Annotated in this window: 8 protein-coding genes; 3 read left to right on the plus strand and 5 right to left on the minus strand. The window is 42.4% G+C overall.

What is annotated here, in order from left to right; translation table 11 throughout:
• The first annotated feature begins 167 nt into the window (after window positions 1-167).
• Window positions 168-1,469, plus strand: coding sequence for a UDP-N-acetylmuramoyl-tripeptide--D-alanyl-D-alanine ligase (locus tag BY457_RS06475; protein ID WP_106152526.1), 1,302 nt, complete (start codon window positions 168-170; stop codon window positions 1,467-1,469).
• Here the strand turns inward: BY457_RS06475 and BY457_RS06480 are convergent.
• The 5 genes from BY457_RS06480 to BY457_RS06500 form a co-directional block, all read right to left on the minus strand.
• On the minus strand, window positions 1,466-2,500 hold the full coding sequence (locus BY457_RS06480; RefSeq protein ID WP_106152527.1) for a glycosyltransferase family 2 protein: 1,035 nt from the start codon (window positions 2,498-2,500) through the stop codon (window positions 1,466-1,468). The two genes, BY457_RS06475 and BY457_RS06480, sit on opposite strands and share 4 nt — an antisense overlap.
• Entirely contained in the window at window positions 2,493-3,389 is an 897-nt protein-coding gene (locus BY457_RS06485; protein WP_106152528.1) for a lysophospholipid acyltransferase family protein, read from the minus strand. Before BY457_RS06485 ends, BY457_RS06480 begins: the two co-directional genes overlap by 8 nt.
• A gap of 2 nt (window positions 3,390-3,391) precedes the next feature.
• Window positions 3,392-4,186, minus strand: a complete 795-nt coding sequence (locus BY457_RS06490; protein ID WP_106152529.1) for an inositol monophosphatase family protein — start codon at window positions 4,184-4,186, stop codon at window positions 3,392-3,394.
• 22 nt (window positions 4,187-4,208) lie between these two features.
• Window positions 4,209-5,579 carry a tRNA (N(6)-L-threonylcarbamoyladenosine(37)-C(2))-methylthiotransferase MtaB gene (gene mtaB, locus BY457_RS06495; protein WP_106152530.1) on the minus strand — a complete coding sequence of 457 codons (1,371 nt, stop codon included), beginning with the start codon at window positions 5,577-5,579 and terminating at the stop codon, window positions 4,209-4,211.
• Window positions 5,580-5,928: 349 nt separating this feature from the next.
• The gene (locus BY457_RS06500) at window positions 5,929-7,269 is read right to left on the minus strand and encodes a PhoH family protein (protein WP_106152531.1); all 1,341 of its coding nucleotides are present in this window, start codon (window positions 7,267-7,269) and stop codon (window positions 5,929-5,931) included.
• A 289-nt stretch (window positions 7,270-7,558) separates the two neighbouring features.
• Here BY457_RS06500 and BY457_RS06505 point away from each other — a divergent pair, with 289 nt between their 5' ends.
• Window positions 7,559-8,512, plus strand: coding sequence for an AEC family transporter (locus tag BY457_RS06505; RefSeq protein ID WP_106152532.1), 954 nt, complete (start codon window positions 7,559-7,561; stop codon window positions 8,510-8,512).
• Window positions 8,513-8,639: 127 nt separating this feature from the next.
• On the plus strand, window positions 8,640-12,821 hold the full coding sequence (locus BY457_RS06510; RefSeq protein WP_106152533.1) for a hybrid sensor histidine kinase/response regulator transcription factor: 4,182 nt from the start codon (window positions 8,640-8,642) through the stop codon (window positions 12,819-12,821).
• Window positions 12,822-12,904 lie beyond the last annotated feature (83 nt).

The following is a 12,904-nucleotide window of genomic DNA, read 5'->3' on the forward strand; positions in this document are numbered from 1 at the left end:
TTCTGGATTTTCAGATAGAATATCATAACAGGGGCCGGGTTTTTCCCGGCCCTTTTTAGTATTGGTTTTCAATGAAACGAGCATGGTCGGTGAACCCCAATAGAATATGTATAATGTTCTTACATGCGGGTTCCATCAGACCAATAAGTTAGATAAATTATATACTGATGAATTTGAGTATAGCAGAAATCTACGAGATCTTTCTTCAGTCGGGTAAAGTTTCCACCGATACCCGGCACATCATCCCGGGGAGCATCTTTTTTGCCTTAAAAGGTGAGCGGTTTGACGGAAATAAATTTGCAAAAGAGGCGCTTAAGAAGGGCAGTGTGCTGGCCGTAGTTGATGACGCATCGCTTAGCGACACCGACGGTTGTTGTTTGGTTCCTGATGTATTGAAGACGCTTCAAAATCTTGCCTTACATCATCGCAGGAAGTTGAATATTCCTGTTATTGGCATTACAGGGACCAATGGAAAAACGACCACTAAGGAGCTGGTGGCTGCCGTTCTGGCGAAAAAGTATAATGTTTGGTTTACTCAGGGGAATTTTAACAATCACATCGGGGTTCCCCTTACCTTACTGAGTACTCCTCCAGGTACCCAAATAGCTGTTGTGGAGATGGGAGCCAATCATGTGGGCGAAATTGCCGGTTTGTGTGCAATTGCCAGACCCGACCATGGATTGATTACCAATGTTGGGAAGGCCCATCTGGAAGGATTCGGGTCTTTTGAAGGAGTTAAAAAAGGCAAAGGAGAGCTTTACAGCTTTCTTAAGGAAAACGGGGGAGAGATTTTTATCAATGTGGACAATCCCCACCTTATGGAGATGATTGGAGAGTATCCCTGGATTGGATATGGAACAGGAGAGGATGCTGTTGTAAAGGCTTCTGATGTATCTGCTGATCCGCTGCTGCATTTTTCACTGACCACTTCTCAGGTTGAAAATAAGCCAGTTCAGACTTGTCTGACAGGATTGTATAATCTTGACAATGTACTGGCTGCTGCCTCTGTAGCCCATTATTTCGGTGTGGAAGAGGAGCTGGTTGTTCAGGCCATTGAAAACTATGTTCCTCAAAACAACCGGTCACAGTATTTTAATTCAGGTAAGAATCAGGTGCTTTTGGATGCCTACAATGCCAATCCTTCAAGTATGCGTGTAGCGCTTGAAAACTTCAAAGCCATCCTACATTCCCGAAAGATTTTAGTGTTGGGAAGCATGAAAGAGATGGGGGCCGACAGTCGCTCAGAGCATCTTCAGTTGCTTCAGTTAGTAGAGTCGCTGGAGTTTGATGCCTGTTACCTGACCGGAGAGGAATTTAAAGAGATTGTTCCGGACGACAAACGTTTTTGCTGGTTCGAAAATACTGCTGCACTAAAGGCTCATCTGGAATCACAAAAAGTCAGAGATGCCTTTTTTCTGATCAAAGGGAGTCGCGCCAACAGGCTTGAACAGATTGCAGATGTTCTTTAATTTTTGAAGTCTAAATCAGAGAAACGTTTCATTCCGCGCAGGAAGAAATCCATGATGATGCTTTGAGTGTATATCTCCGCATGGGTGGTTGTGGTAACATTTTTAAGCAGGTTATTGCGCTCCCTGCGCAGATCCGGGATTCGTTTGAAATAGTCGCGATGCGCACGGTAAACCGCCCGGGTGTGTCCAAAACCGTCAGATATGAGTAGCTTAATGGCGGCCACTCCGTCAAGAAGCAAACGTGTAAGAATTGTTTTTCGGAGTTTGTTGGACGGAAGGTTTCGATAAAGCATGAATAAGTTGTTGCGGAAGTTGAGATATGTTTTGTGGGGCGACATGGCATTGAGAGTGCCACCACCCAGATGGAATACTTCACTTTGAGGTATGTAATAAATGCTTTTTCCGCGATTTTTCATTCTCCAGCACCAATCAATCTCCTCCATATGGGCAAAAAAATGTTCATCCAGCCCTCCTGAGCGGTTAAATTCACGGGTTCTGACCAAAAGTGCAGCACCGCTTCCCCAGAAGATATCGCCGGCCTCATTGTATTGCTGATGATCTTTTTCTATGTGATTAAAGATGCGTCCCCTGCAAAAAGGATATCCCCATTTGTCGATGAAACCACCTGCAGCACCTGCATATTCGAACATCTCAGGATTTTTCAGATCCTTGATTTTTGGGACACACGCTGCACAGTCAGGAGTGGATTCCATGTGACGCACAAGCGGCATGAGCCAGTCCGATGCCGGAATGACATCAGAATTGAGTAAAACCGAATAGGTGGAATCAATCTGCTGTAAAGCCCGGTTGTATCCTCCTGCAAAACCATAGTTTTTATCGAGTCGGATAAGTGAAACAGCGGGGAATTTCGCCTTAACAAGCTCCTGCGAACCGTCGGTGGAGCCATTGTCTGCCACCACAACCGTGACACCCGGATGGTTTGAGTTTTTCAATACATCGGGAAGAAACCGTTCCAGCATGGATCGGGTATTCCAATTCAGAATTACTACTGCAACGCTTGATTCAGGCATGAGTGGTCTTCATTTTTGAGAATTCACTTTGGTACTTCCATCTTTTGTGTGACCAGAGCCATAGATCCGGACGTTCAATGATGCTCTTTTCCAGCTGTCTGACGTGCCAGTCTGTTATTTCGTTTTCATCAGTTTGAGCGGGCTCTTTTTCAAAGGGAATGATGCTGATGTGATAATGACCCCGTTTGGGTTTTGAAACCTTTAGATAGACCACAGGACCGTTTACCATTTTTGCAATTTTTTCCGGTCCGGTTAGGATGGGGGTTTTTTGAGTGAGAAAATTGGTCCAGTATTGTATTTCGCTTTTGGCAGGACTCTGGTCTGCTATCAATCCAAGGATAAAGCGTTTGTTCTCTTTTCTGAGTCCGGCCACCAGACGCAGGGTCTTCTTCATGGTAACGTTTTTTGACCCAAATCTTGTACGTAAATCAAGCATGTAGCGGTCGAACCATCGGTTTTTTAGAGGTCTGTAAACACTGTAGCTTCCTGCTTTAATGTGCATGTTAATGGCGGGAACCCACTCCCAGTTTCCGTAGTGTCCCAAAATGGCAATGACATCTTTACCATCCTCTGTGGCATGGTCAATTATTTCGGTATTGCTAAAGGTAATGCGTTTGAATATCTCTTTGTCAGGTATGTGCTGAAGCTTTATGGTTTCCACAAAGAGATCACAAAAATGGTGATAAAATTTTCTGAGAACATCTTTGTGCCACTCATTTGATTTGTCAGGAAATGCTTTGGCCAGATTTGCCAGGATTATCTTTTTACGGTAGCCGAAAATTGAAACAGGATAAAAAAGAAAATCCGATATCACGTACAATGCCGGAAAAGGGAGCCAGGATATCAGCCATATCAGAGGATGCCAGATGTAATAGGCGAGTTTGTTCATTTTTATTTGTTCATGTATTTATCAATCACCTCCTGCATCTCAGAAAACATTTGGTCGTTTCCGCAAACGATTTCCTGACCGAAAAGATAGTTATTTCCACCCCTGAAGTCGCTTACTTTTCCTCCTGCCTGTTGTACGATAAATGCTCCTGCAGCCACATCCCATGGCTTCAGGTTGTATTCGTAAAAGGCATCAAACCGGCCACAGGCAACATAAGCCAGGTCGGCAGCTGCTGACCCCAGACGGCGCAGACCGTGACTGTTTTTCATGAAATAATCGAGCGTATCCATGAAGTTGCCGATTAAACTGTAGTTGGTGTATGGGAACCCGGTGGCAATAAGGCTGTCGGCAACGGTGGCGTTGTCTGAAACATGTATGGGCTCGCCGTTCAACAGGGCAGGACCGTCTTTCCAGGCATAGAAACATTCATCCAGTCCCATCTCATAAACCACTCCCAATACAATCTCATCATTCTCCTGAAGAGCAATGCTGATGGCAAAGGGATAGAGTCCGTGAATGAAATTGGTGGTGCCGTCGATGGGATCAATAATCCAGTTGTAAATTTCTCCTTTTTTGTTGGAGGTGTTCTCTTCTGCTATGAATCCGGATTCCGGAAGAAGCTCTCCTAAAGCTTTTACAAGCCTCTCTTCCGATGCCTTGTCAATCTGGGTTACAAAATCGTTCCGTCCTTTAGACTTTACCGAAGGTTTGTTGTTTTGTCGGTACTCTTTCACAAATTCCCCTGTTTCACGGGCTATTTGTACAGTGGATTCACATATTTGTTTGAAGTCAGGCATAGTTTCCAAAGTTTATGGGATGTTAAAGTTGCATATTTTCCGGAGAATAACGGAATCCGTTTCTCCCGGAAGTGTTTTTGGGGACCTCAATGGTCATATTTCCGGTCTGAGTAGAGACTTTTTTAAGTCCCACATCAACAATCTTGTTGGCCAGGTTTTCATTAAAAGCATGTTCAACCCGAAGATAGTTTTCTGTGAAACCATGCATTACTCCATCGGTTGAATGCTCTTCAAAAAGGACTTTTGCGGTGGTGTGCTCAAATTGCTGGTAGAATTTCCTGGTTTTATGGGCCGAAATCTCATGCAACAGGGCACTTCTGCGTTTTCTTTCTTCATGCGGAACGGAGTGCTCAATTTTAAGGGCTTGTGTGTTTGGCCGTTCTGAATAAGTGAAAACGTGAAGTTGTGAAATATCCAGACTACTGAGAAAGGTGCGGGTCTCCTCAAAAGCTTCGGTTGTTTCACCTCTTACACCTGTGATGACATCCACTCCGATGAAGGCATGCGGAACCAGTTTACGTATGTTTTCCACCCGGTTTCGGAAAAGAGCTGTGTCGTATCTTCGTTTCATTAGTTTCAGAACGTCATCACTCCCCGATTGTAGCGGAATGTGAAAGTGAGGCATGAATTTTTCTGATTCCGACACGAAACGGATAATCTCTTTAGTCAACAGGTTGGGCTCAATGGAAGAGATGCGAAAACGCTCCACATTTTCCACTTTCTCCAGTTCTTTAATAAGATTGTAAAAGCTTTCCCCCGTGCTTTGACCAAAGTCGCCGATGTTTACTCCGGTAAGGATGATCTCCCGAGCTCCGGCATTTCCGGCTTCCCGTGCTTGCTGCACTGTTTCGGCAATGGAGGCATTGCGTGATCGTCCCCTTGCCAGCGGAATGGTGCAGTAGGTGCAGAAATAATCACAGCCGTCCTGAACTTTCAGGAAAGTACGTGTGCGGTCTCCTGAAGACCAGGAAGGCATGAAACGCTTGTCCCTGGCTATATTTCCGGTATGGACTTCTGCTTTTTCGAGCTTTTCGAGAGAACCGTGATAGAACGACATATCCAGTTTCTCGTTGCTGCCTAGCACCAGGTCAACCCCTTTCATATTTACTATGTTTTCGGGTTTTAGCTGAGCAAAACAGCCCGTTACCACAATAAATGCCTTCGGATTAATCCGTAATGCTTTATTGATGGTGTAACGGCACTTTTTTTCGGCTGTTTCGGTAACCGAGCAAGTGTTGATCACATAAATATCTGCCCCCTCATTAAAATCGACACGGACAAATCCCTCCTCCTGCAAGTGACGTGCAATGGTGGATGTTTCGCTGAAATTAAGCTTACATCCCAATGTGTAGAAGGCCACTGTTCTTCTCGTAAACTGTGACTGGTCTATCATTTCGCGGATAGTTAAATGTTTTGATGACTGCCCCGGGCAGATAAAATTTAATGTAATTGAATTTGCAAAGATAAGAAGGTTTTTTAATCAGTGGTCTCTCTAATTGATCGCATTGCGACCAATTAGAGAGGGGGTGTGGGGGATACCTCTAAACCCAGGGTTTTGCCCTGGGCTATTGCTCTCAGGCTTTCAGCCTGTTTGCACTTTACCGGTCCTATGCATAAGGTAGGTTAGATTGCTTTACACTGATACTGATGGGAGATTTTGGAACATGTAAAAAAATCTACATATTACATAGAGTAAGCCTCCATTAGGCTAAAGTTCCACCTTCTGCCTTTGCAAACTAATATTACAATAAATCGGAGGCCAGCTCAGCCAAAAAGCTTCGTTCGCCCTTCACCAGGTTTACATGGGCAAAAATATCCTGGCCTTTCATTTTATCGGTTAGGTAGGCCAGTCCGTTACTTTGCATATCCAGATACGGAGAGTCAATCTGATGAATATCGCCGGTAAAGACCATTTTTGTTCCTTCGCCTGCACGTGTTATGATGGTTTTCACTTCATGCGGAGTCAGATTTTGGGCTTCATCAATGATAAAAAAAGCGTCTGAAAGACTTCGCCCCCTGATGTAGGCGAGCGGGGTGATGACAAGTTCTTCACGTTTCTGCATTTCATCGATGATGCTCAGTTCTTTGCTTTGAGCGGTAAACCGGTTTTTAATAACTCCCAGGTTGTCAAACAGCGGCTGCATATAGGGGCCGATTTTTTCGTTAATATCTCCCGGCAAAAAGCCCAGGTCGCGATTGGCCAGTGGCATAATTGGTCTTGCCAGCAAGGTTTGTTTGTATTGCTTATGCTGATGGAGTGCCGCTGCAAGTGCCAGTAATGTTTTTCCTGTTCCTGCTTTTCCGGTAAGTGATACCAGCTTTACTTCCGGGTTAAGCAATGCATGAAGAGAGAAGGTTTGCTCTGCATTCCGGGGCTCTATACCAAAGGCGGAATGTTTCTCGATTCTCCGGATGGTCTGGCTTATCGGGTCAAACCAGGCAAGCACGCTCTGACTGGCATTTTTTAATATCACATACTGATTGGAAGGAAGTTGTTCATCGGTCATTGGAAAATCAGCACGCGAAACCTGGCCATTCTGGTAAAGTGCTTCAATGATGTTTTTGTCAAATCCATCGAATGTTTCGACGCCATGGTGCAGGATTTCAATATTTTTGACTTTGTCAGATTCGTAATCTTCTGAAACCAAACCTAACGATTTGGCTTTCATTCTCAGGTTGATGTCTTTGGTGATGAGGATGGTCTGCCGCTCAGGATTTTTCTCCTTTACGTGCAGGGTAATGGCCAGAATCCGGTGGTCGGGAGTATTCTCAGAGAATGAATCCTGCATCTGAGCAGGGATGGGTTTCCCGGTTTCGATAAACAGGCGGCCATGTCCCTTGCCCAGAGTAATGCCTTTGGTAAAGAGCTGTTCGCCCGACAACCGATCCATTTCCCTTACAAATTCACGTGCCTGAAAGTTAATCTGGTCATTTCCTTTTTTGAACTTATCAAGTTCCTCGAGTACCACAATGGGGATAATGATGTCGTTTTCTTCAAAATTGTAAAGACATTTATGATCGTGAAGCAAAACATTGGTGTCCAGCACGAATATTTTTCCGGAGGTTTTCTTTTTTGCAGCCATAACAATAGGGTTTTAAAGATTTGTAGTTTCTTTAAATATATAGAAAATTTTGGGGAATCGGTTGGCAATTGAAAGGAAAAGGAAATGCTTTTCAGAAAAAATATTTTTGGTGTGGATTGAATGCTTTGATTGTTTGTGCTGGAACATTTATTATAGTTGTTCTTACTTAAAATCCAGTCATGCTTGTCTGTGTTTCGTTGTTTTCGCAATATTTTTGAATTATGCAAACGGATTTTTTCTGCTGAGTGCATCTATTTTCCTTATTTTTGCATCCTTAAAACGAAACAGGATGCAAACCCAAATAATTGCAGAACAAATTATTATTGCCGGAATCATTGTGTTGACAGGAGCTGTTGGTAGTTGGTTAAAAGTAATCAACGACGATGTGCGGTTGTCTATATCGAAGCTTGTGTTTAAAATTACTCTTCCACTGCTCATCCTGACTACCGTTTCGAGTATGGAGATGTCACATGAGGTGCTGGTGAACGGAGGGTGGGCAACATTCTTTTCTGTGCTCTCTATGGGGTTGATGTATGTGGCTGGAAAAATATCGGTCAGGATATTCAGACTTCCGCAGCGGACAGCTGTGGTTCATGAATTACATACCATGTTTGGGAACATCGTGTTTCTCGGGTTTCCTCTGGTGGCTGCTCTTTATCCCGATGAGGAAGCATTGCTGTACGCTGCTATTTTCTACATGGTTTCCAGTTTTATGCAGTGGACTTATGGTATATTTCGCTTAAAAGGCCAGAGCAATGTATCTTTAAAAGAGCGTTTCAAAAATTTGCTGAATCCCAATACCGTGGCTTTTTTGGTGGGACTGGTGTTATTTTTGATTCAGATTAAGCTGCCTGATCTGTTGCATATTCCCCTTAGCCGTATTGGCAAAGCCACCAGTCCTTTGGCACTTTTGTATATTGGATCCACATTGGCGGGAATTAGTCTGAAAGGAACCATGAAACGTGCCGATATTTATTTGCTCAGTCTGAATAAACTGGTGCTGATACCCGTTGTTCTTCTTTTGATTATCAATTTTGCTGTTCGTCATCTGGGAGTTGAGCTGGGACAGATGGCTAAAACTATTATTGTTTTGGAAGCTGCCATGCCATGCATGAGTATGATTGTGATTATGGCCAAGGCATTTGGTGCGGCAGATGACCGGGCAGCAGAAAATGTACTTCTGACTACCCTGCTGAGTTTGCTTACCCTTCCGCTTGTGTATTTTCTGGCATCGGTGTTGTGACTTGATGAGTGAATGCTAAAACCTGGTTGATATTAATCATCATTCATGTTCGGGGATGAAGCTGATTTAAGTGATTTTTGTTTTTATATTTGTAAATTAACAATCACTTCAAATTAGCCCGTGAATCATGAAATCCCAAATAATTCTGTTCTTCTTTATTATCTCGATTGCCCAGGTTGTTAGTGGCAAAAAACAGTTCCCCACTGATGTCCGGTATGAAGTAATTGACGCAGAGGATGCTTTGAGTAACGGGTCTGTCTCGGAGATAATCAAAGATAGTTCTGGCTATGTTTGGATAGGAACCTACTATGGGTTAAATCGATACAACGGGTATGAAGCCGTTCCTTATTACCATAATTCAGGAAAGCCAAATTCCCTGCCAAATAATTTTATCACTTCTCTTTTTTTGGATAGTAAGGGAACATTGTGGGTTGGAACAAAAGATGGACTCTGTTTTTATGATGACAAGAGAGATCTCTTTGAAGAGGTATTCTGTGAGCATTCATCAAATCCTGCTAAGCATATTGGGACAGTCTTTGCCGGGGGAAAGGATGGGTTTTATGTAGGAATGATGGGAGGCGGCTTGTACTGGTATTCTTATAAGAAGGAGTTGCTTAGGCCTGTGGTAAAGAATATGTCATCCGAAACGAGATTGAAGTCTCAGATTTATTGTGGATACGTTTTGTCAGAAGATTCAGTATTTGTAGGAACTTATGGCAATGGAATAGGTAGATACAATTCGTTGACCGATAGTTTGGAGGTGTATTCCTTTCCTGGAATGGAAATTAATTGCATCGAGCAGGCAGGCCCGGAGAATTTACTATTGGGAACCAATAATATGGGATTGTATCATTTCAATATAAAGTCCAAACGTTATGAGAATATCCCTGTGTTTGATGCTTCAAATCAGCCTGTAACCATTGTTTTGGACATAGAGAAGGACTTGAACGGACAGTTTCTGATTGCGACGGATGGAGCTGGTGTTGTAGAGTTGGATGGAACTTCTTTAAAGCCTTCCGGAGGCGGGGAATATTCCAATAAATTTAATCTTTTCGAAAATGAAGGTGTAAGAGCTTTATATCTGGAGGAATCCGGAATTACCTGGGTTGGGACAGTCGGAAAGGGGTTGTTTAAGTATAATCCGTTGTTCAATCAGTTTTTGTTGACGGGTGAGAACGGAGGAGTTGATCATTCTGCTCTGAATGAGAATGTCATAGATGTATTTCAGGACACCAGGGGCTGTATTTGGGTTGGTACAGACGGAGGTGGTTTGTTTATGATGGAAATGGATGGGAGAGTAATTGAGCGGTTTGAGAATTTCAATAATCATACGAAGCTTAAATATATAGATGTTGTCAGGAGAGTATATGAGGATTCGGAAGGGGATATATGGTTGGGGACCTATGGAAACGGAATAAGCGTTTTTACCCCGGGCAAAGAGCATGATAGTTTTCAAACTTTCCATTTGACTCAAAATGAAAGGTTCGACAATGCCAGTCATGTTTGGTCAATTGAAGGAGCCGGAGAACATCAAATATGGGCAGGTACCCTGGGAAGAGGGCTTTTCAGAATTAATAAGCAAACGGGCGTTGTTTCATCTCTGAACACTATTAATGCCGAACTTGATTCTTTTCTGAATCCATATATTCTGAGTCTTGCAAAAGATAATAAACAGCGTTTGTGGGTAGGGACCAGCAACGGTGTCGTTAGAATTTCTAAAGACCTTAACGATTTCTCAGTATTTCTGTATGATTCACTGAATAATAGTGGCGTCGGCCGAAATACGATTACCGATATATATCACAGTAAAGATGGCTCTACCTGGTTATCTACCAATGGCGGTGGGGTCGTCAAAGTAGGGGAAAATGATAGTTTGACCATTTTTAATACGGCAAAGGGGCTGAGTCACGATAAAGTTTATGATGTTTTTCAGGACTGTCAACAAGATTATTGGATTGCAACCTATAATGGACTGAATCGTTATCGTGTAGCGGATGGGGAGTTGTTAATGCTTGATGCGCGGGATGGTCTTAATAGCAGTGTGATGCAGGTTGCAATGTCGTTACAGAATGGTTATATAATGACAGGAAGTCCCAAAGGCCTCAATTGTTTTAAGCCGACTAACCTATTGTTAAATAATCTGCCCCCAAAAGTGATCTTTGAAAACCTTTTTGTAGATAATCAGGAGATTTTTCCGGATGATGAATCTAATATTCTTGAGAATACTATTCAATATGCAGAGAATATTGAGTTGACATCAGAGAATAATTCTTTTGCCTTGTTTTTTTCCGGCCTGAATTATTTTATGCCTGAAAAGACCAGGTATTCCTACCGCCTGCTAGGGCTTTCTGAAGATTGGAGTATCCCTTCGGAGGAGCGTTGGGCCAGGTTTAACAAATTACCACCCGGAGCATACACTCTTCAGGTAAAGGGGATGAATAACAGTGGGGTTTGGAGTGACGAACCGGCAACGCTTAATATTGAGATTTTGCCTCCCTGGTATAAAACGCGTTTTGCCTTCTTCGGATTTCTCGGAATTTTTGGGATTTTAGTCTTTGCTTATATGAAATATTCCATCTTCCTTATAGAGATGAAGAAGAATCTCTCCTTTGAGAAAAAAGAACGGCTGAGGATGGAAGAATTGAGTGAAATGCGTTCGCAATTTTTTACAAATATCTCTCATGAATTTCGCACACCTTTAACATTGATTTTATTGCCTGTAAGGAAGATTCTCAGCCAAGACGGCCTTTCACCGGAGATAACGGAGTCATTATCGGGTGTAGCCCACAATGCCGGTTATCTTACTCAGTTAATTGATCAGATTCTGGAAGTAAGTAAAATTGAATCAGGTCATTTACAACTTAACCTTTCGGAGGAGAATTTCTCTAAATTTTGTGGACAGACTGTTGGTCAATTTAAGGGATTGGCCCAGGAGAAACAGATAATTTTAAAATTTAATGGTCACTTGTCATACTCCTGGTTGAAGTTTGATAAAAATGTGGTTGGAAAGATTATTAACAATTTGTTGTCTAATGCTTTGAAATATTGTGAAAAGGGTGGGCATGTGACTTTTACTTTACTGGAAGAACCGGATGCCGGTCAGAATTCAGGTGAAAAGATGGTTGGAGCAAAAATGTCTTCTTCTATTGTTGATAATCGTCCCTTAAAGGTAGGTTTTAAAATTGTAGATGATGGGACAGGAATATCAAAGGAGAATTTGGATAGATTATTTAACAGATATGAGCAGTTTGGAAAGGCCGTAAATAATTATCAACAGGGAACCGGAATAGGTCTTGCACTGGTAAAACAATTAGTGGACCTTCATAATGGAGACATTAAAGTTACCAGTAAAGAAGGAAAAGGTACTTCTTTCGAAGTCTTTTTTAAGGTCTTTCCTGTCGCCTCCAGATATGAGCATGAGTATGTTTCTCCTGTTGTTTTTAATTCAACGGTTCAGGGGTTCTATACCTCTAATGAATCTGAAGTAAAGAAATCTGATAAAAATCCGGGACAGAAGAGTGGTACCGGGGAAAAGCATATTCTATTAGTAGAGGACAATCAGGACGTTTTAGCCTTTTTAACTGATGAACTTAGTAGTTTATATCGGGTGTCAGGGGTGAAGGATGGTACTCAGGCACTTGATTGGCTTGCTCTTCATCAAGCCGATTTGGTATTAAGTGATGTCGTCATGCCGAATATGGATGGCATTGAATTGTGCAGGAAAATTAAAACCAATGATAATTTGAGCCATATCCCGGTTATATTGTTGTCGGCCAGGGGAGAGTCGGGTGACAAGATTGAAGGGTTGGAGTACGGAGCTGATTTATACTTGTCCAAGCCTTTTGACATGGAGTTGTTGAAGGCCTATGTGAGAGGGCTTATTCTTAATCGTGAAAAAATGAAAGAATACCTCTCGTCCTATTTGTATGAGAATCATTCGGTCGATAAGAAAATAGACTTAATTGAGGAACAATTTCTGAAAAAAGTGGTGTTTGTTATTAAAGCCAACCTTGACAATGAATATTTTTCCGTTGAGGACTTGTGTGATGCTGTGGGTATGAGTCGAAGCAATCTTCACAGAAAATTGAAGGCTATTGTGGGTAAAAGCACCACTGAGTTTATTCGGTCTTTCCGGTTGAAAGAAGCCGCTTTGTTGCTTTCGGATACTGATCTGCAGGTATCCGAAATAGCCTTTAAGGTAGGATTTAGCAATGTATCTCATTTTATTAAGATATTTCGACAGGAGTTTTCTCTTTCTCCTTCTTTGTATAGAAAATCCAAACGAACAGAGATTCATAATTTCTCATAACCGGGTGGTTTATACTTAAAATACCATGTTCGTTTTATCTGGTAACTCTTCAGATTATTCCCTCACATTATTGGTCGCATTGC

It is taken from the genome of Marinilabilia salmonicolor (assembly GCF_003003035.1).
Lineage (GTDB): Bacteria > Bacteroidota > Bacteroidia > Bacteroidales > Marinilabiliaceae > Marinilabilia > Marinilabilia salmonicolor_A.

Bases quoted from the DNA above. Each gene is read 5' to 3' on its own strand.
- BY457_RS06475 (WP_106152526.1), top strand. From the start codon at position 168: ATGAATTTGAGTATAGCAGAAATCTACGAGATCTTTCTTCAGTCGGGT.
- BY457_RS06480 (WP_106152527.1), bottom strand. From the start codon at position 2,500: ATGCCTGAATCAAGCGTTGCAGTAGTAATTCTGAATTGGAATACCCGA.
- BY457_RS06485 (WP_106152528.1), bottom strand. From the start codon at position 3,389: ATGAACAAACTCGCCTATTACATCTGGCATCCTCTGATATGGCTGATA.
- BY457_RS06490 (WP_106152529.1), bottom strand. From the start codon at position 4,186: ATGCCTGACTTCAAACAAATATGTGAATCCACTGTACAAATAGCCCGT.
- mtaB (WP_106152530.1), bottom strand. From the start codon at position 5,579: ATGATAGACCAGTCACAGTTTACGAGAAGAACAGTGGCCTTCTACACA.
- BY457_RS06500 (WP_106152531.1), bottom strand. From the start codon at position 7,269: ATGGCTGCAAAAAAGAAAACCTCCGGAAAAATATTCGTGCTGGACACC.
- BY457_RS06505 (WP_106152532.1), top strand. From the start codon at position 7,559: ATGCAAACCCAAATAATTGCAGAACAAATTATTATTGCCGGAATCATT.
- BY457_RS06510 (WP_106152533.1), top strand. From the start codon at position 8,640: ATGAAATCCCAAATAATTCTGTTCTTCTTTATTATCTCGATTGCCCAG.